This window comes from Citrobacter sp. Cb028, assembly GCF_030336705.1.
Taxonomy (GTDB): domain Bacteria; phylum Pseudomonadota; class Gammaproteobacteria; order Enterobacterales; family Enterobacteriaceae; genus Citrobacter; species Citrobacter braakii.
Genome location: NZ_JAOWCZ010000036.1, coordinates 22,538 through 40,386 on the forward strand (window position 1 = coordinate 22,538; position 17,849 = coordinate 40,386).

The window sequence follows — 17,849 nt, forward strand, 5'->3', positions numbered from 1 at the left end:
TTTAAATGCATCACTAAAGCGCCTAAAATCTGCCCGCTCACGGCGCAGTCAATGCGCCTAACACTTCTATACAGGCCAGTCATGACTAACAGCAATCGCATCAAGCTCACATGGATTAGCTTTCTCTCCTACGCCCTGACAGGCGCGTTGGTAATTGTCACCGGGATGGTGATGGGAAACATCGCAGATTACTTCCATTTGCCCGTTTCCAGTATGAGTAACACCTTCACCTTTCTGAATGCCGGCATTCTGATCTCTATTTTTCTGAATGCATGGCTGATGGAAATTGTGCCACTGAAAACCCAGTTGCGCTTTGGCTTTATCCTGATGGTTCTGGCGGTCGCCGGACTGATGCTCAGCCATAGCCTGGCCTTGTTCTCAGCCGCCATGTTTGTACTGGGTCTGGTGAGCGGTATCACCATGTCGATTGGTACGTTCCTGGTGACTCAGATGTACGAAGGTCGCCAGCGCGGTTCCCGCCTGCTGTTTACTGACTCCTTCTTCAGCATGGCCGGCATGATTTTCCCGATGGTGGCAGCATTTCTGTTAGCGCGCAGCATCGAATGGTATTGGGTTTATGCCTGCATCGGCCTGGTATACGTCGCCATTTTCCTGCTGACCTTCGGCTGCGAATTCCCGGCGCTGGGTAAACACGCACAGCAACCGGACGCGCCAGTGGTAAAAGAAAAATGGGGCATTGGCGTGCTGTTCCTGGCGATTGCCGCGCTGTGCTACATCCTCGGTCAGTTGGGCTTTATCTCCTGGGTGCCGGAATACGCCAAAAGTCTGGGCATGAGCCTGAACGACGCAGGTAAACTGGTCAGCGACTTCTGGATGTCTTACATGGTTGGCATGTGGGCATTTAGCTTTATCCTGCGTTTCTTCGATTTGCAGCGCATCCTGACCGTACTGGCGGGTGTGGCTACCGTCCTGATGTATCTGTTTATCACCGGTACGCCGGAGCATATGCCGTGGTTCATTCTGACGTTGGGCTTCTTCTCCAGCGCGATTTATACCACCATCATTACCCTCGGCTCCCAGCAGACGAAGGTCGCATCACCTAAACTGGTTAACTTCGTTCTGACCTGTGGCACCATCGGTACTATGCTCACCTTCGTGGTCACTGGCCCTATCGTGGCGCACAGCGGTCCGCTGGCGGCATTGCAGACGGCTAACGGCTTGTATGCGGTCGTATTCGTGATGTGCTTTATTCTTGGGTTCGTCACGCGTCATCGCCAGCATAACGCACCCGCAACGCATTAATCTGAGTGCCGGATGGCGATGCTAACGTATCTTATCCGGCCTACAAGACAAGCTGTTCGTAGGCCGGATAAGGCGCAGACGCCCTCCGGCCTATTCCCCCACCCTCTTCTTTCTCTGGTGCTGTAGGCCAATTCTTACAAAAACCCCTTAATTTGTACGCTATTTATACAAACACGAAAAGCCTGTTAATTCCGTAACTTATAAAAATGCAGTTAAATCAGCTATATACCTCTTAAGGAGTATATAAAGGCGAATTTGATTTGCATCAATAAGCGGGGTTGCTGAATCGTTAAGGTAGGCAGTTATAGAAAAGAAATCGAGGCAAAAATGAGCAAAGTCAGACTCGCTATTATCGGTAATGGTATGGTCGGCCATCGCTTTATTGAGGATCTTCTTGATAAATCCGACGCTGCCAATTTTGATATTACCGTCTTCTGTGAAGAACCCCGCAAAGCGTACGACCGTGTCCACCTGTCGTCCTACTTCTCCCACCACACCGCCGAAGAACTTTCTCTGGTGCGTGAAGGATTCTACGAGAAGCATGGCGTTAAGGTGTTAGTGGGCGAGCGCGCAATCACCATCAACCGCCAGGAGAAGGTGATCCACTCCAGCGCGGGTCGTACGGTCTATTACGATAAGCTGATCATGGCGACAGGCTCTTATCCGTGGATCCCACCGATTAAAGGTTCGGAAACCCAAGACTGCTTCGTTTACCGCACCATCGAAGACCTCAACGCCATTGAATCTTGCGCGCGCCGTAGCAAACGCGGTGCCGTCGTCGGCGGTGGCCTCCTGGGTCTGGAAGCCGCCGGTGCGCTGAAAAGCCTCGGCGTTGAAACCCACGTGATTGAATTTGCCCCGATGCTGATGGCCGAACAGCTGGATCACATGGGTGGCGAGCAGTTACGTCGCAAAATTGAAAGCATGGGCGTGCGTGTCCACACCAGCAAAAACACTAAAGAGATCGTCCAGGAAGGCACCGAAGCGCGCAAAACTATGCGTTTTGCCGACGGTAGCGAACTGGAAGTCGATTTCATCGTCTTTTCTACCGGTATTCGCCCACGCGACAAACTGGCCACCCAATGCGGCCTCGACGTTGCGCCGCGCGGTGGTATTGTGATTAACGATACCTGCCAGACTTCTGATCCGGACATTTATGCCATCGGCGAATGCGCCAGCTGGAACAACCGCGTGTATGGTCTGGTCGCTCCAGGCTACAAAATGGCGCAGGTTGCCGTTGACCATATTCTCGAAACCGAAAACGCCTTTGAAGGCGCGGATCTGAGCGCCAAGCTGAAGCTGCTCGGTGTTGACGTCGGCGGGATTGGCGACGCGCATGCGCGCACGCCGGGCGCCCGTAGCTACGTCTATCTCGACGAAAGCAAAGAAGTCTACAAACGCCTCATCGTTAGCGAAGATAACAAAACCCTGCTCGGGGCGGTTTTAGTCGGTGACACCAGCGATTACGGCAACCTGCTGCAGCTGGTACTGAACGCCATCGAACTGCCGGAAAACCCAGACTCACTGATTCTGCCAGCTCACGCGGGCAGCGGTAAGCCGTCTATCGGTGTCGATAAACTGCCGGACAGCGCGCAGATTTGCTCCTGCTTCGACGTCACCAAAGGCATGCTGATCGCCGCTATCAACAAAGGCTGCCACACCGTTGCGGCGCTGAAAGCTGAAACCAAAGCTGGTACCGGCTGCGGCGGGTGTATCCCGTTGGTAACGCAGGTCCTGAACGCAGAACTGGCGAAACAGGGGATCGAAGTTAACAACAACCTGTGTGAACACTTCCCGTACTCGCGTCAGGAACTGTTCCATCTGATCCGTGTAGAAGGAATTAAAACCTTCGAAGAGCTGCTGGCAAAACACGGGAAAGGCTACGGCTGTGAAGTGTGTAAACCAACCGTAGGTTCCCTGCTGGCCTCCTGCTGGAATGAGTACATCCTCAAACCACAGCACACGCCGCTGCAGGACACTAACGACAACTTCCTGGCGAACATCCAGAAAGACGGTACCTACTCCGTGATCCCGCGCTCCGCGGGCGGAGAAATTACTCCTGAAGGCCTGGTGGCCGTGGGCCGTATCGCGCGTGAATTTAACCTGTATACCAAAATCACCGGTTCTCAGCGTATCGGCCTGTTCGGCGCGCAAAAAGATGACCTGCCGGAAATCTGGCGTCAGCTGATTGAAGCGGGCTTTGAAACCGGTCACGCATACGCCAAAGCCCTGCGGATGGCGAAAACCTGCGTAGGCAGTACCTGGTGCCGTTATGGCGTCGGCGATAGCGTCGGATTCGGCGTGGAGCTGGAAAACCGCTACAAGGGCATTCGTACCCCGCACAAAATGAAATTCGGCGTCTCCGGCTGTACCCGTGAATGTGCGGAAGCTCAAGGCAAAGACGTGGGTATCATCGCCACTGAGAAAGGCTGGAACTTGTACGTTTGCGGTAACGGCGGGATGAAACCTCGTCATGCAGACCTGCTGGCAGCGGATATCGACCGCGAAACGCTGCTCAAATACCTTGATCGTTTCATGATGTTCTACATCCGTACCGCTGACAAACTGACCCGAACCGCACCATGGTTAGACAACCTGGAAGGCGGTATCGAATATCTGAAATCGGTCATCATCGACGACAAACTGGGGCTAAACCAGCACCTGGAAGAAGAGATGGCCCGTCTGCGTGAAGCGGTGGTCTGCGAGTGGACAGAGACGGTTAACACCCCATCCGCACAGGTTCGCTTCAAACACTTTATCAACAGCGATCAACGCGATCCGAATGTCCAGGTTGTGCCTGAACGTGAACAACATCGTCCGGCCACGCCCTATGAGCGTATCCCGGTGACTCTGGTGGAGGAAAACGCATGAGCCAGTGGAAAAACATCTGCAAAATCGATGACATTCTGCCTGCAACAGGCGTCTGCGCCCTGTTAGGTAGCGAGCAAGTTGCGATTTTCCGCCCGTATCACAGCGACCAGGTGTTTGCGATCAGCAACATCGACCCGTTCTTCGAGTCCAGCGTGCTTTCTCGTGGGCTGATTGCTGAACATCAGGGCGAATTGTGGGTCGCCAGCCCGCTGAAAAAACAACGCTTTCGCTTAAGCGACGGTCTGTGCATGGAAGACGAACAGTTCTCCGTGAAACATTACGAAGCCCGAGTGAAAGACGGCACGGTGCAACTGCGCGGTTAATAACTTTTTGGGAGGCGCAACGCCTCCCCTTTTTTGACGTATTTGTAGGTCTTTTATTTGTAGGCCTGATAAGCGTAGCGCTATCCGGCCTACGGTTACGATTTCTTTTTATTGTTTGTACTTCAAGGATAATCAACACATGTTCACAGACACTATTAATAAGTGTGCGGCTAACGCTGCGCGCATCGCACGCCTCTCGGCTAATAACCCGCTCGGATTCTGGGTCAGTTCGGCAATGGCGGGGGCCTACGTCGGTCTCGGCATCATTCTTATTTTCACCCTCGGTAATCTGCTCGACCCGTCCGTTCGTCCTCTGGTAATGGGTGCAACCTTTGGTATCGCTTTAACGCTGGTCATTATTGCCGGTTCGGAACTGTTTACCGGTCACACCATGTTCCTGACGCTCGGCGTCAAAGCGGGCACCATCAGTCACGGTCAGATGTGGGCTATTCTGCCGCAAACCTGGCTGGGTAATCTGGTCGGATCCGTGTTTGTCGCTCTGCTTTACAGTTGGGGCGGCGGTAGCCTGCTGCCGGTCGATACCAGCATCGTCCATTCGGTGGCGTTGGCGAAAACTACCGCGCCTGCAACGGTGCTGTTCTTTAAAGGCGCACTGTGTAACTGGTTGGTTTGTCTGGCAATCTGGATGGCAATTCGTACCGAGGGCGCAGCAAAATTCCTCGCTATCTGGTGGTGTCTGCTGGCGTTTATCGCTTCCGGTTACGAGCACTCGGTTGCCAACATGACGCTGTTTGCCCTCTCCTGGTTCGGTCACCACAGCGAAGCCTATACCCTGTCAGGAATTGGTCATAACCTGTTGTGGGTGACACTCGGTAATACTTTGTCCGGTGTCGTATTCATGGGATTGGGTTATTGGTATGCTACGCCAAAATCGGAGCGTCCTGTTCCGGCAAAAATCAACCAGCCAGAGGCTACTGCCAATAATTAAGGGGTAATGTCGTGGATCATTTGCCTATATTTTGTCAACTACGTGACCGCGACTGCTTGATCGTCGGCGGTGGTGATGTCGCAGAACGCAAAGCGCGGTTACTGCTGGAAGCGGGCGCCCGTATAACGGTTAATGCGCTGGCGTTTATTCCGCAGTTCACCGTATGGGCAGATGAAGGCATGCTGACGCTGGTTGAGGGACCGTTCGACGAGTCCCTGCTCGACACCTGCTGGCTGGCTATTGCCGCCACCGATGACGATGCCGTCAACCAAAGCGTCAGCACCGCCGCAGAATCACGTCGTATTTTCTGCAACGTGGTCGATGCGCCAAAAGCAGCCAGTTTTATCATGCCCTCCATTATCGACCGCTCGCCGCTGATGGTGGCGGTCTCCTCCGGCGGTACATCGCCGGTGCTTGCCCGTCTGCTACGTGAAAGACTTGAATCTGTGCTGCCTCAGCATCTGGGCCAGGTCGCGCAATATGCAGGCAAGTTACGCGCCCGAGTGAAAGAACAGTTTGCCAGCATGGGTGAACGTCGCCGCTTCTGGGAAAAATTGTTCGTGAATGACCGCCTGGCGCAGTCGCTGGCGAACAGTGACCAGAAAGCCGTCGAGGAAACCACCGAGCAGTTGCTCAGTGAACCGTTGGACCATCGAGGCGAAGTAGTGCTGGTTGGCGCCGGTCCTGGCGATGCCGGGCTGCTGACGCTGAAAGGTCTACAGCAGATCCAGCAAGCGGATGTCGTGGTTTATGACCGTCTGGTATCCGACGACATCATGAACCTTGTACGCCGCGATGCCGACCGGGTGTTCGTCGGTAAACGCGCGGGCTACCACTGTGTACCGCAGGAAGAAATTAACCAGATCCTGCTGCGTGAAGCGCAACAGGGCAAACGCGTCGTGCGCCTGAAAGGTGGCGACCCGTTCATCTTTGGCCGTGGTGGCGAAGAGCTGGAAACCCTGTGCCATGCCGGTATTCCATTCTCCGTTGTGCCAGGTATTACCGCAGCATCCGGTTGTTCCGCCTATTCCGGCATTCCACTGACCCATCGTGATTACGCCCAGAGTGTACGTCTGGTCACCGGGCACCTGAAAACCGGCGGCGAGCTGGACTGGGAAAACCTGGCGGCAGAGAAACAGACGCTGGTGTTCTACATGGGCCTCAATCAGGCGGCGACTATCCAGGAAAAACTGATCGAATTTGGCATGCAACCCGATATGTCTGTCGCGCTGGTAGAAAACGGTACCTCCGTGAAGCAACGCGTTGTTAACGGGGTGCTTTCGCAACTCGGCGAACTGGCGCAGCAGGTTGAAAGCCCGGCGCTGATTATCGTCGGCCGCGTGGTTGGACTACGCGATAGGCTGAACTGGTTCTCGAACCATTAATTTAACGCTGAAAAATGCCCTGATGTTGGACTGCCCCCATAAAGTTGGACAGTTCATATTCAGGGCATTTATTTATCTTCCGATAGAAATAAATCAAAAACCGATACACGCTATATACTCGCCTCAGTAGCCCGACCGTCAATCATTAATTAAATGTATTTTTAAAACATTTAAATTTATTGAAAGCATATTTTATATAAAACTTGTTATGTCCTAATCCGGACTACTTTAAGTTTATTTTAGTTGATATCTTAACCGCCGAGAAATGGATTTCATCCATTTAAAAATAGATATCTTACAAGGATTTTAACATGCTGGAATTTGCAAAAATCACTATCGTTGCTGGTGTTCTGGCTACGCTGACCGCGTGTACTGGTCATGTCGATAACAAAAAAGATAACTGCACCTACGATTACTTCCTGCATCCGGCAATTTCTATTTCTAAAATTATTGGTGGCTGTGGCCCGGCTGCAGATCTGTAACAGAAGCGATTGCGCAAATACAAAAAAACCGGGAAATCCCCGGTTTTTATATTTATAGGTTAAATGCTCATTCACACGTTACCGCACTTCTCGCCGAGCAAGTAGCGGGCCAGGGTTGTCAGTCCCTCCTCTCTCTTGATAAATATCCGACGTATTTTATATTCTCAGTAAATTGAATATTTATATCTTCATTAAATTGATTGATATAAGGAAATATGCAAACGGCGAGGCGCTTCATATTTTTTGAGATTCACCAGCGAACAGGCGAAAAAAAACCGGGTAGAACCCGGTTTCTTCAGCAACGCAGAGCGCATTACGGCTTGGCGACAAAACCAATCGCTTCGTAAACCGCTTTCAGCGTAACAGACGCGCGTGCGCTGGCTTTTTCCGCGCCATCTTTCATCACCTGCTGCAGGAAAGCTTCATCGTTACGGAAACGGTGATAACGCTCCTGAAGCTCGGTCAGCATGCCGGAAACGGCCTCTGCGACTTCACCTTTCAGATGACCATACATCTTGCCTTCAAAGTGCTGTTCCAGCTCCGGAATGCTCTGGCCGGTAACGGCAGAAAGGATATCCAGCAGGTTGGAAACACCCGCTTTATTCTGCACGTCGTAGCGTACAACAGGCGGCTCTTCGGAGTCGGTCATCGCACGTTTGATTTTCTTAACCACGGATTTCGGATCTTCCAGCAGGCCGATCACGTTGTTGCGGTTGTCATCCGACTTAGACATTTTCTTCGTCGGCTCCAGTAGCGACATCACGCGCGCACCGGATTTAGGAATGAACGGCTCAGGCACTTTGAAGATGTCGCCATACAGGGCGTTGAAGCGCTGGGCGATATCGCGGCTTAGTTCCAGATGCTGTTTCTGATCTTCGCCAACCGGTACCTGGTTGGTCTGATACAGCAGGATGTCTGCCGCCATCAGCACCGGATAATCAAACAGACCGGCGTTGATGTTCTCCGCATAGCGTGCGGATTTATCTTTGAACTGGGTCATACGGCTCAGCTCGCCGAAATAGGTGTAGCAGTTCAGCGCCCAACCTAACTGTGCGTGTTCCGGTACATGAGACTGGACGAAAATGGTGCTTTTTTCAGGATCGATACCGCATGCCAGATACAGCGCCAGCGTATCGAGCGTTGCTTTACGCAGCTGCTGAGCATCCTGACGAACGGTGATGGCATGTTGGTCAACGATGCAGTAGATGCAATGGTAGTCATCCTGCATGCTCACCCACTGACGCAGCGCACCCATATAGTTGCCAATGGTCAATTCACCTGAGGGCTGTGCGCCACTAAAAACGATGGGCTTAGTCATTTTTTGATTCCTGATTTTCGCTATGCGGAAGCCCGAGAACGGGCAGTAGTTCATTAATACGGTCGTAAATAACGTCGGGTTGGCTCAGCGCGATCGACTCGCCGTAGTTGTAGCCATAAGTCAGACCAACGGACGGACAGCCAGCAGCTTTTGCCGCCTGAATATCATTACGTGAATCCCCTACGAAGAGCAATTGCTCAGGCTTGATGCCAAGCTTGCTTGCTACCAACAGTAGCGGATCCGGATGCGGTTTTTTATTCTGCACGTCGTCACCACCGATGACCACGCTAAAGTATTTGGCGATATCTAACGCCTCAAGCAATGGCGCGACAAACGGGGTCGGTTTGTTGGTCACCAGACCCAGCGGCAATCCTTTCGCATGCAGCGCGCCCAGCGTGTCGGCAACATCAGGGAACAGGAATGTCCCCTCTTCTGCGACATCGCCGTAATATCTGTCGAACAGCTTACGCAAAATACGCACCTGTTCTTCGGCGGGGATATCATCATCAACGGGCGGTTTACCCATTGTCTTACGTAGTGTGGCGCGCTCCTGACGCGACCATGCCAGCGCGCGCTCCATCAGTACATCTGCACCGTTGCCAATCCAGGTGATAACGCGTTCTTCACCGGCAATCGGCAGTTCCAACGCATACAGCGCCATATCCACCGCTGCAGTTAATCCCGGCGCGCTGTCGACCAGCGTACCGTCAAGGTCAAATGCAACGCCCCGAATATCCTGAAACTTATCCATGACTTACCTTCGCCAGTTCATTGCGCATTTCATCAATGACTTTTTTGTAGTCTGGTTGGTCGAAAATAGCAGAGCCTGCGACAAACATATCTGCACCCGCCGCCGCGATTTCACCAATGTTGTTCACCTTGACGCCGCCGTCCACTTCGAGGCGGATATCGTAGCCAGATTCATCAATACGACGACGCACTTCGCGCAGCTTATCCAGCGTTTGTGGGATAAAGGACTGCCCGCCAAAGCCTGGGTTAACGGACATCAGCAGGATCACATCGAGCTTATCCATGACGTAGTCCAGATAGCTCAGCGGTGTTGCCGGGTTAAACACCAGGCCCGCTTTACAGCCATGCTCTTTGATCAGCTGTAAAGTGCGATCGACGTGCTCGGAGGCTTCCGGGTGAAAGGTAATGATGCTCGCGCCGGCGGCGGCGAAGTCCGGGACAATACGATCGACCGGTTTCACCATCAGATGAACGTCAATCGGGGCAGTAATGCCATATTTACGCAGCGATTTCAGTACCATCGGGCCGATGGTCAGGTTCGGTACGTAGTGATTGTCCATGACATCGAAGTGTACGACATCGGCACCGGCAGTCAGCGCTCTCGCGGTGTCCTCACCCAGGCGGGCAAAATCAGCCGACAGAATTGAGGGGGCGATCAAATACTGTTTCATCCGCTTCTCCTTGAGAATTATTTCTTCGCAGGCGTTACAACTCCTGGTTTATACAGTGCCAGCAGTTCGTTCACCTTTTTACGCGTGCCGCCATTGCTGCTAATGCTGCGCCGCACTTTGACCTGAAAATGTTTCGCCGATCGGTACCATTCGCGGGTATCGGGCGTGTCATGGTTCGAAATTAACACCGGGATCTGCTTACTGACCAGCTTTTCTGCCATCTCGGCCAGATGCGCCTGCTCTTTTGGGCTAAAGCTGTTGGTATGATACGCGGTGAAATTTGCCGTCGCCGAAAGCGGTGCATAAGGCGGGTCACAATAGACCACTGAGTTGCTATCCGCACGGTCCATGCACTCTTCATAGGAGAGACAATGGAACTCCGCATTCTGCGCTTTTTCAGCAAAATGGTACAACTCGGCTTCCGGGAAGTAAGGTTTTTTATAACGACCAAACGGTACATTAAACTCGCCGCGCAGGTTATAACGGCACAATCCGTTGTAACCAAAGCGGTTCAGATACAAGAACAGTACTGCACGGCGGAACGGATCCTGACTGGCATTAAATTCTTCTCTGAACCGATAGTACACCTCAGCCTGATTGGTTTCAGGCATAAACAGCTCACGCGAAGCCTGCACATACTCATCGGTACGTGTCTTCACGATGTTATAGAGACTGATGAGGTCGCTGTTGATATCGGCAAGAATATAACGAGAAAAGTCGGTGTTGAGAAACACCGACCCGGCACCCACGAAAGGTTCAATCAGGCATTCACCCTGAGGTAAATGCCGTTTGATATCATCAAGCAGGGGGTATTTTCCCCCTGCCCATTTCAAAAAAGCGCGATTTTTTTTCATGCTGACTAACTAATTACACCTTCTCCGGCTGTGGAGAAAGCTCCGACAGCATCCTGCGCTTTAGTCTTTGTCCCGCAATTGGGCGAAACAGCAAACCATTGCAGAACATATCCTATCTTACTTCAAATCGGCCTGAACCTGGTGCAGCGGTTTTGCCCACGGATTTTTCGCCTGAATATCGGCGGGTAGCGTAGACACTGCACGTTTCGCATCTTCTTTAGACGCATACACGCCTGTTACCAGAACATACCACGGTTGACCGTTACGCGTCGTCTGATACACCACGTAGTTCTTCAGGTTTTCTTTCTTCGCCCAACCGTTAAGGTTGTCGTAGTTAGAAGAACTGCTGAGCTGCAGCGTGTAATGGCTGGACGGCGCAGATTTTAACGCTCCGACATTTCCTGCACTTTTCGCTCCACCAGCAACAGGTGTTGACGTTGTTGCCGTCGCAGTTGGCGCAGGCGTTGTAGTCGCGGTTGCTTTCGGCTCAACGGTCGCCTTCGGCGTAGCGGTAACCACAGGTGCTTTGGTTGTAGTCGTCGGCGCAGTTGCAGTTGGTTTTGCCTGAGCAACAGGTTTCGGCTCTGTCTGCGTCGCTTTCACCGTAGTTTGCGGTTTGCTCTTCGGCTCAATAACAGCCTGTTTACGTTCCTGGTGTGTCGCAGCAGGGCGTTCAGCCGTTTCCGTTTTCGCAGTCTGGCGCACAGCATTACCATTACGAACTGGCGCAACGGTCGCAGGTTCGGTCGGCAGCGTAGAGTTAACCACTACATTATTAACCTGCTCCTGGCCTTGCGGTTGCGTCAGAGCGTTGTTCAGATCGCCCTGCACTTCAACACGCTGCTGGCCTTCAGTTGCCGTAGGTGTCTGACCTTGAGTTGGGGTAGAGGAAATCGGCGGTAGGGAAACATCCTGCTGGGTATTGCCAGCGGTCTGCTCAGCGCCTGCTGCAGGCGTAGTCGTGCTCGCCTGATCCGTCGCGTTGTTGCCAGAAAGATCGATGCTCTTCTCGCCAGATCCAGCCTGCTCACTGGGAGATGATGAGGGGGCTTTCAGCGCAGAACCGATACCGATGATCAGCAGCAACAGCACTAGGACACCGACACCCATCATCATATACTGACGAGAGGCAGGCTTGCTGGCGGGTTTCTTACGCTTGCGCGGACGGCGTTCTACACGCTCTTCATCCACGTCATCGTCATCAGATTCATACTCTTCTTCAATGTCCCGTTCTTCTTCACGCTCTTTACGTGCGCGCGCAGGACGGCGATCGTCAGCATCCAGATCAACATCATCAAAATTGATTTGCGGCTCATTATCGCGTTCAGACGATTGACGAGAACGACCAGTACGACGATCGCTGGGATCGGGTTTCAGCTCGTCTTCTGGTTTGAATTCATCCATTTAACACCCCACTCAAAGGTTAATGCTTACGACTTTGCACATAACCTGAAGCTAAAAGACCTACGTTTCGCAACGCAAGCCAGACCTTTCTTGTTGTTACGCCGGCTGGCAATCAGCAATAGCGTTAAGAACCACCTCGTGCGACACTCCGCCGCGCACTTCACTCTTCCCTAATGCCAGCGGAAGCACTAAACGAATCTCTCCCGCTAACACTTTTTTATCTCGCAGCATGTGCGGCAGATAAGCCTCGCTGGACATTTCACGCGGTCCATTGACCGGCAAGCCCGCTCGCTGCAGCAGCGTAATGATGCGCTGCGTATCAGCGGAGGTAAACTGTCCAAGACGTTCTGACGTACGAGCAGCCATTACCATACCTGCTGCAACGGCTTCACCATGTAACCAATTGCCATAACCCATTTCAGCTTCGATCGCATGGCCAAACGTGTGTCCCAGATTCAGTAAAGCACGTAAGCCCATTTCACGCTCGTCCGCTGCGACAACTTCTGCTTTCAGCTCACAACAACGACGAATACAGTACGCCATCGCCGGACCATCCAGACGCAATAACGCATCCAGATTTTCTTCCAGCCAACTGAAAAATTCACCGTCAAGGATGATGCCGTATTTGATCACTTCCGCCAGCCCCGATGCCAGCTCACGCGCAGGAAGCGTTTTCAGACAATCGAGATCCACCACCACGGACGCCGGTTGGTAAAACGCGCCAATCATGTTTTTACCGAGGGGATGGTTTACGGCGGTTTTGCCGCCAACAGAGGAGTCGACCTGCGACAACAGGGTTGTCGGGACTTGAATAAAACGAACACCACGCTGATAGCTGGCTGCCGCAAAACCGGTCAGATCGCCTATCACGCCGCCGCCAAGTGCGACTAACGTGGTATCACGACCGTGCGGTTTTTGCAGTAACGCAGTGAAAACCGTATCCAGAACCGTCAGGCTTTTATACTGCTCGCCATCGGGAAGGATAACGCTATCAACGTTAACACCCGCCTGTTCAAGTACGCCGCGAACCTTATCGAGATAAAGGGGAGCCAGGGTTTCGTTGGTCACCAACATAACCTGATCGCCCGATTTCAGCGGTAAGAATGAAGCTGGCTCATTAAACAAACCAGCCGCGATGGTGATAGGGTAACTACGTTCCCCGAGAGTGACTGTGATCCTCTCCATTACGCGACATCCACCTTAGTTACTTGTACCCGCAGACGAGTGTGTATTCAGCCAGAATTAGTTGCTTTCCAACATATGAATAATCTGGTTTGCTACGACTTTTGCGCTCTGATCGTCGGTGCGAATGGTCACGTCAGCAATCTCTTCGTACAGAGGATTGCGTTCGTCAGCCAACGCTTCCAGAACTTCACGAGGCGGCGATTCTACCTGCAGCAGCGGGCGTTTCTTGTCACGTTGAGTTCGCGCAAGTTGTTTTTCAATTGTCGTTTCAAGATAGACCACGACGCCACGCGCGGAAAGACGGTTACGTGTTTCACGTGATTTAACAGAGCCACCGCCAGTTGCCAGCACAATACCCTGTTTTTCCGTCAACTCGTTGATGACTTTTTCTTCGCGATCACGGAAGCCGTCTTCACCTTCTACATCGAAGACCCAGCCCACATCAGCTCCGGTTCGTTTCTCAATCTCTTGATCAGAATCGTAAAATTCCATATTGAGTTGTTGAGCTAACTGGCGCCCAATAGTGCTTTTTCCGGCACCCATAGGCCCAACCAGAAAGATATTGCGTTTCTCTGCCATTTTTTCGGTACTACTAAGACTATTCGTTAATGGTAAACCCGCTTCGCAGACACTCAGCGCAGCAGGACATGAACTGAAACCTCATAAGATATTGCGAGAGTCAGACTGAAAATTATCTCAATACTCAAGCGGGTTTGGCAACTGAATAAATCACCAAACCTTACGCATTTCTGGTCGTGGCAGGCATGCTACCCTGCAAACATCAGACCTGGCGACGTATCGCGCAGCCAAATGACACCAAATAAGCCTATGACACACCACCAGAAAGGCAAAGCGTATTTACTGCCGCATAAGTAAAGAAAAGTACCGACACTCAAATCGGTACTCCTTGTATGCTAAATACACCCGCACGTCAAATCTCTGAAACGTGTTCAGTGCAAAAACAACGGCTTTTCATGCATAAGTTATTGCGTTGAAACCAGTCTGGGCGTAATAAAAACCACTAATTCACGCCGTTCGTCTTCTTTACCATCATGACGAAAGAGAGAGCCAAGCCAGGGGATGTCGCCCAACAGCGGCACGCTGTCGGCTGCGGATTTATTCTTATGTGAAAAAATCCCGCCCAGCGCAATCGTCTCGCCGCTTTTTACCTCGACCTGGGTTTCAATCTCCTGCTTATCAATAGCCAGAACTTCGCCATCCGCCTGCTGTAGCACCTGCCCGGGAACATTCTGGCTGATATGCAGTTTCAGTCTTATTCGTCCTTTCTGCAATACGGTGGGCGTGACTTCCATCCCTAATACAGCTTCCTTGAACTCGACGGATGTCGCGCCGCTTTCACCGCTGGAGACCTGATAAGGGATCTCACTACCCTGCTTAATACTGGCAGGTTGCAGGTGAGAAGCCAGTAAGCGTGGACTGGCGATGATGTCCAACTGCTGTTTTTGCTCCAGCGCAGACAGCTCCAGCTCGAGTAAACGACCGTTAATATGGCCAATGTTAAATCCCACACGGGATGTGGCTGTGGATACAGAAAGATCGCTGGCAAGCGTTGTGACGTTCCCCACCGCCCCCGATTGCTGTGCGTCAGCCAGCGACCACTTCACCCCCAGCTCACGCAAGCTTTTTTCATTAATCGTGACGATATGCGCCGCCAGTTCGACTTGTGCAACCGGCAGATCCATTTGCGCCACCCACGTTTCCAGTGCGTTAAGCGCAACGCTATTATCACGCAGCAGTAAGCGGTTGGTGCGTTTATCCACCGTCATGCTTCCTTTGGCGCTGAGCAGCTTTTCTCCGGCTTTTGCCAGCTCGGAGGCATCAGCATATTGCAAAATGATACTGCGATGTTCCAGCGGAAGGCTGGCCTGAAGCCGTGCCTGTTCATTGTCCTGACGAGCCGCATTTTCACTCTGCCATTGAACAGAATGCACATGCAGAATGTTGCCTTCCTGGCGTAATACCAGCCCGGCGCTTTTCACCACCGTTTGCAATGCCTGCTTCCAGGGCACATCCGTCAAATGCAGTGACAGCACACCGCTGACATCCGGTGAAACTACCAGGTTTTTCTTTTCCTGTTCGGCCAGCGCCTGCAATACCTGCACAACCGGCACATCATCGACCACCAGCGTCACGTTTTGCGATTTCGCCGCCAGTACGCTCTGAATCCCGACCACCAGTACGAGTACTATCCATGCCATCCATCGCTTCATTTATCGCTCCTTGTCGTTGCCACTGCCACTGCGACGGCTCGCAGTTTTTCCCTGTGTCGAGGGTTACGCTCTGGGCCGTTATCTGCGTAACCGTCCAACCGTTTTTCAGGACATCATTTCGCTCAACCCGCTGCCATTTTTTCTGGCTATCCTGAACAATGCCAATGGGTCGCGCGCCCTGGCTCAATATTCCCTGATAGCGCCATGCCGACAGCTCAGCAATTTGGCAACGGTCCTCCGGCGGCAGGAAGGGATTACGCATACCGGTGAGTATCAGTACGCTTACGCACGCCAACAGCCAGCGTTCAACCATCATTCAGGCGCTCCAGTTGTAGTGTTAACAGCAGCTCCGCACCTTCTGCGTAAAGAGAAAACCGGCTGACGTTCATCCCTTGCTCCGCTAATTGGACAAACATCGGCGGGATGGCATCCCAGCCTGGCTTCAGCGTCATTTCTCCGCCCTGTGCGGAGGGTTGCCAGTGGATAAGATGTGCAAGAGGTGTCTGAAACAGCAGTGGGGAGAACGGAATCAGCGTCTCTTCAGGCTCTTCTGGCGATGCCGCCAGCAGATATAAATTTCGCCATTGTGCCTGAATGGCCGCTCGTTGCTGATTTAGCGCCTCTTGTTGCATAACCCGTTTCTGCGCGGTGGAGCTGAGGCATAACATGACGACGATGAGCAGTCCCAGCATCCAGCCACCGCCGCAGATGAGCCGAAAGCGCGGCGACTGTGCTAACCAGCTATCACAAAGCGTTTTCATGCGCACCGCTCCGCATCAGTCGATAGTGGAATTGCCAGCGTCCCTGCGCATCCTGCTGCGTTTCGCCAGGGCTACCCAATTTAAACAGCGGCAGCTGGCGTAATTGCGCTTCCAGCGCCTTCAGCGCGGCAAAGCTCAGCGTGTTTCCCGTCAGTTCCAGTGTCTCCTGCTGCCAGGTTATTTTTGTTAACCACGCCTGCTCTGGCAGTAATTCCGCCAGCCCTTGCAAAACCCGCTGCCAGCTTCGGGTCTGCTCACGCTGTTTGTTCCGCGCTTGAACCTGTTGCCATCGTTGCTGGCGCAGCTGCACACGCGGCTTTAGCGCCATTAAAGCCTCGGCCCGCGTCTTTTCGGCATCCGCTAACAACAATTCGACCTGGTTTTCTACGCTCAAAACGCTGTAATAGCGCAACAACACGCCGCTACTAAGCAGTAGCGAAGCGCCAAATAAAACACTCCAGAAGCGTAGGCAGGCGCGACGTCGCGTCTGGCGCCAGGGCAGAAGATTGATGGTCGCTATCATCAACATGTGCCTCCCATAGCGAGTCCCAGTGCAATGGTGAAGCGATGGCTTTGCGTTGGAATTGGCGGCTGGCGTACGGACACCACGCTTAGAGGATCGAAGCCGCTGGGATCGCATAGCGCAATGGCTGTCGTGGAAAGCGATAATGTCGCGGCAAGCTCGTCGATACAGCCAATATCGCCCGTTGATTTACGCCCCCATGCCGAACGGGTCGCCCATAGCCACTGGGTGTCATCACGCCATACCAGACACTGATGACGTTCTGGCAGGTAAGGTATAAATCGCTGTAACGCGCTGGCATCCGGCGTAATCGCCGTAACCTGTACCTTCAACGTTTGGATAAGCGTCAGAAGCGCTGAAATCTCTTTGCTTTGCGCGGCAGTGACGTTAAACGCCGGGCTTAACGTGTCTTCGCTATAATCAAAATGCAGCGCATCCGGCGCCATATCCAGCTCACGCGCCATCGAACCGGATAACCATGCGGCTTGCTCCGGCTCGCGCAGCATCATTTCCGGAAGAGGGTACTTTTTTTGTAACGTCCTGTTGGCAGGAAAAGAGAGATGAATATGGTGTCGGCGAGGAAGCTCCCGGCTCCACGGCAGTAGCGCTGCGACAAGCTGTTCAGGCTCGCGAATGTGGCCATCGACGATAACCTGAGGCGTCAGCGGTATACGCCACCAGCGCTGGAGAAACCAACCGGATGCGTCGTGAACTACGGCGACAGCCAGCGCTTCATGTTGCTGAATATGCAGACCAATTTTCCAAATATTGAAAGCCATTGCTGATGATCTCCTTATCACCCGTTGCTTTAACGGGTATATCAATGCGTCTGGCTTGCCTTTATACTACCGCGCGTTTGTTTATAAACTGCCCAAATGC

18 protein-coding genes and 1 pseudogene are annotated in these 17,849 nt (G+C 52.7%); 6 read left to right on the plus strand and 13 right to left on the minus strand.

Going from position 1 to position 17,849, the window contains the following annotated elements; genetic code table 11:
* Nucleotides 1–81: 81 nt before the first annotated feature.
* The 6 genes from tsgA (at nucleotide 82) to OGV75_RS22250 (ending at nucleotide 7,273) form a co-directional block, all read left to right on the plus strand.
* The gene (gene tsgA, locus OGV75_RS22225) at nucleotides 82–1,263 is read left to right on the plus strand and encodes an MFS transporter TsgA (RefSeq protein WP_016154778.1); all 1,182 of its coding nucleotides are present in this window, start codon (nucleotides 82–84) and stop codon (nucleotides 1,261–1,263) included.
* A 327-nt stretch (nucleotides 1,264–1,590) separates the two neighbouring features.
* Nucleotides 1,591–4,134 carry an NADPH-nitrite reductase large subunit gene (gene nirB / locus OGV75_RS22230; RefSeq protein ID WP_016154779.1) on the plus strand — a complete coding sequence of 848 codons (2,544 nt, stop codon included), beginning with the start codon at nucleotides 1,591–1,593 and terminating at the stop codon, nucleotides 4,132–4,134.
* The gene (nirD, locus tag OGV75_RS22235; protein ID WP_016154780.1) at nucleotides 4,131–4,457 is read left to right on the plus strand and encodes a nitrite reductase small subunit NirD; all 327 of its coding nucleotides are present in this window, start codon (nucleotides 4,131–4,133) and stop codon (nucleotides 4,455–4,457) included. The genes nirB and nirD overlap by 4 nt, the downstream gene beginning before the upstream one ends.
* Before the next feature lie 139 nt (nucleotides 4,458–4,596).
* A complete protein-coding gene (gene nirC / locus OGV75_RS22240; protein WP_016154781.1) occupies nucleotides 4,597–5,406 on the plus strand; it encodes a nitrite transporter NirC in 810 nt (269 codons plus the stop codon).
* An 11-nt stretch (nucleotides 5,407–5,417) separates the two neighbouring features.
* Nucleotides 5,418–6,791 carry a siroheme synthase CysG gene (gene cysG, locus OGV75_RS22245; RefSeq protein ID WP_053388951.1) on the plus strand — a complete coding sequence of 458 codons (1,374 nt, stop codon included), beginning with the start codon at nucleotides 5,418–5,420 and terminating at the stop codon, nucleotides 6,789–6,791.
* A gap of 311 nt (nucleotides 6,792–7,102) precedes the next feature.
* Nucleotides 7,103–7,273 (plus strand): YhfL family protein, encoded by a 171-nt coding sequence (locus tag OGV75_RS22250; protein WP_286481252.1) that lies wholly within the window; start codon nucleotides 7,103–7,105, stop codon nucleotides 7,271–7,273.
* A gap of 77 nt (nucleotides 7,274–7,350) precedes the next feature.
* Here OGV75_RS22250 and OGV75_RS22255 read toward each other — a convergent pair.
* The 13 genes and pseudogenes from OGV75_RS22255 to OGV75_RS22315 all read right to left on the minus strand — a co-directional run.
* Nucleotides 7,351–7,428, minus strand: a pseudogene (locus OGV75_RS22255) (hypothetical protein); the annotation flags it as partial.
* A 158-nt stretch (nucleotides 7,429–7,586) separates the two neighbouring features.
* Complete coding sequence (gene trpS / locus OGV75_RS22260; protein ID WP_016154784.1) at nucleotides 7,587–8,591, minus strand: tryptophan--tRNA ligase; 1,005 nt, start codon at nucleotides 8,589–8,591, stop codon at nucleotides 7,587–7,589.
* Nucleotides 8,584–9,342 carry a phosphoglycolate phosphatase gene (gene gph, locus OGV75_RS22265; protein ID WP_101700383.1) on the minus strand — a complete coding sequence of 253 codons (759 nt, stop codon included), beginning with the start codon at nucleotides 9,340–9,342 and terminating at the stop codon, nucleotides 8,584–8,586. The genes trpS and gph overlap by 8 nt, the downstream gene beginning before the upstream one ends.
* On the minus strand, nucleotides 9,335–10,012 hold the full coding sequence (rpe, locus tag OGV75_RS22270; RefSeq protein ID WP_003023561.1) for a ribulose-phosphate 3-epimerase: 678 nt from the start codon (nucleotides 10,010–10,012) through the stop codon (nucleotides 9,335–9,337). The genes gph and rpe overlap by 8 nt, the downstream gene beginning before the upstream one ends.
* Nucleotides 10,013–10,029: 17 nt before the next feature.
* A complete protein-coding gene (dam, locus tag OGV75_RS22275; RefSeq protein WP_016154786.1) occupies nucleotides 10,030–10,866 on the minus strand; it encodes an adenine-specific DNA-methyltransferase in 837 nt (278 codons plus the stop codon).
* A gap of 117 nt (nucleotides 10,867–10,983) precedes the next feature.
* Nucleotides 10,984–12,270, minus strand: coding sequence for a cell division protein DamX (gene damX / locus OGV75_RS22280; RefSeq protein ID WP_286481254.1), 1,287 nt, complete (start codon nucleotides 12,268–12,270; stop codon nucleotides 10,984–10,986).
* 96 nt (nucleotides 12,271–12,366) lie between these two features.
* A complete protein-coding gene (gene aroB, locus OGV75_RS22285; RefSeq protein WP_016154788.1) occupies nucleotides 12,367–13,455 on the minus strand; it encodes a 3-dehydroquinate synthase in 1,089 nt (362 codons plus the stop codon).
* A gap of 57 nt (nucleotides 13,456–13,512) precedes the next feature.
* Nucleotides 13,513–14,034, minus strand: a complete 522-nt coding sequence (gene aroK, locus OGV75_RS22290; RefSeq protein WP_003023552.1) for a shikimate kinase AroK — start codon at nucleotides 14,032–14,034, stop codon at nucleotides 13,513–13,515.
* Between the two features lie 404 nt (nucleotides 14,035–14,438).
* Nucleotides 14,439–15,686, minus strand: a complete 1,248-nt coding sequence (gene hofQ / locus OGV75_RS22295) for a DNA uptake porin HofQ (RefSeq protein ID WP_131347059.1) — start codon at nucleotides 15,684–15,686, stop codon at nucleotides 14,439–14,441.
* Nucleotides 15,589–16,002 carry a HofP DNA utilization family protein gene (locus OGV75_RS22300; RefSeq protein WP_141875804.1) on the minus strand — a complete coding sequence of 138 codons (414 nt, stop codon included), beginning with the start codon at nucleotides 16,000–16,002 and terminating at the stop codon, nucleotides 15,589–15,591. Before OGV75_RS22300 ends, hofQ begins: the two co-directional genes overlap by 98 nt.
* Nucleotides 15,992–16,447 (minus strand): HofO family protein, encoded by a 456-nt coding sequence (locus OGV75_RS22305; RefSeq protein WP_131347061.1) that lies wholly within the window; start codon nucleotides 16,445–16,447, stop codon nucleotides 15,992–15,994. Before OGV75_RS22305 ends, OGV75_RS22300 begins: the two co-directional genes overlap by 11 nt.
* The gene (locus tag OGV75_RS22310; RefSeq protein ID WP_103928782.1) at nucleotides 16,431–16,970 is read right to left on the minus strand and encodes a PilN domain-containing protein; all 540 of its coding nucleotides are present in this window, start codon (nucleotides 16,968–16,970) and stop codon (nucleotides 16,431–16,433) included. Before OGV75_RS22310 ends, OGV75_RS22305 begins: the two co-directional genes overlap by 17 nt.
* The gene (locus OGV75_RS22315) at nucleotides 16,970–17,749 is read right to left on the minus strand and encodes a type IV pilus biogenesis protein PilM (RefSeq protein WP_286481258.1); all 780 of its coding nucleotides are present in this window, start codon (nucleotides 17,747–17,749) and stop codon (nucleotides 16,970–16,972) included. Before OGV75_RS22315 ends, OGV75_RS22310 begins: the two co-directional genes overlap by 1 nt.
* Nucleotides 17,750–17,849 lie beyond the last annotated feature (100 nt).

What these genes read in the sequence shown, in the direction of transcription:
- nirC (WP_016154781.1), top strand. Translation starts at nt 4,597, where the DNA reads ATGTTCACAGACACTATTAATAAGTGTGCGGCTAACGCTGCGCGCATC.
- OGV75_RS22315 (WP_286481258.1), bottom strand. Translation starts at nt 17,749, where the DNA reads ATGGCTTTCAATATTTGGAAAATTGGTCTGCATATTCAGCAACATGAA.
- damX (WP_286481254.1), bottom strand. Translation starts at nt 12,270, where the DNA reads ATGGATGAATTCAAACCAGAAGACGAGCTGAAACCCGATCCCAGCGAT.
- OGV75_RS22250 (WP_286481252.1), top strand. Translation starts at nt 7,103, where the DNA reads ATGCTGGAATTTGCAAAAATCACTATCGTTGCTGGTGTTCTGGCTACG.
- tsgA (WP_016154778.1), top strand. Translation starts at nt 82, where the DNA reads ATGACTAACAGCAATCGCATCAAGCTCACATGGATTAGCTTTCTCTCC.
- gph (WP_101700383.1), bottom strand. Translation starts at nt 9,342, where the DNA reads ATGGATAAGTTTCAGGATATTCGGGGCGTTGCATTTGACCTTGACGGT.
- aroB (WP_016154788.1), bottom strand. Translation starts at nt 13,455, where the DNA reads ATGGAGAGGATCACAGTCACTCTCGGGGAACGTAGTTACCCTATCACC.
- OGV75_RS22305 (WP_131347061.1), bottom strand. Translation starts at nt 16,447, where the DNA reads ATGAAAACGCTTTGTGATAGCTGGTTAGCACAGTCGCCGCGCTTTCGG.
- rpe (WP_003023561.1), bottom strand. Translation starts at nt 10,012, where the DNA reads ATGAAACAGTATTTGATCGCCCCCTCAATTCTGTCGGCTGATTTTGCC.
- OGV75_RS22300 (WP_141875804.1), bottom strand. Translation starts at nt 16,002, where the DNA reads ATGATGGTTGAACGCTGGCTGTTGGCGTGCGTAAGCGTACTGATACTC.
- hofQ (WP_131347059.1), bottom strand. Translation starts at nt 15,686, where the DNA reads ATGAAGCGATGGATGGCATGGATAGTACTCGTACTGGTGGTCGGGATT.
- nirD (WP_016154780.1), top strand. Translation starts at nt 4,131, where the DNA reads ATGAGCCAGTGGAAAAACATCTGCAAAATCGATGACATTCTGCCTGCA.
- OGV75_RS22310 (WP_103928782.1), bottom strand. Translation starts at nt 16,970, where the DNA reads ATGATAGCGACCATCAATCTTCTGCCCTGGCGCCAGACGCGACGTCGC.
- nirB (WP_016154779.1), top strand. Translation starts at nt 1,591, where the DNA reads ATGAGCAAAGTCAGACTCGCTATTATCGGTAATGGTATGGTCGGCCAT.
- trpS (WP_016154784.1), bottom strand. Translation starts at nt 8,591, where the DNA reads ATGACTAAGCCCATCGTTTTTAGTGGCGCACAGCCCTCAGGTGAATTG.
- aroK (WP_003023552.1), bottom strand. Translation starts at nt 14,034, where the DNA reads ATGGCAGAGAAACGCAATATCTTTCTGGTTGGGCCTATGGGTGCCGGA.
- dam (WP_016154786.1), bottom strand. Translation starts at nt 10,866, where the DNA reads ATGAAAAAAAATCGCGCTTTTTTGAAATGGGCAGGGGGAAAATACCCC.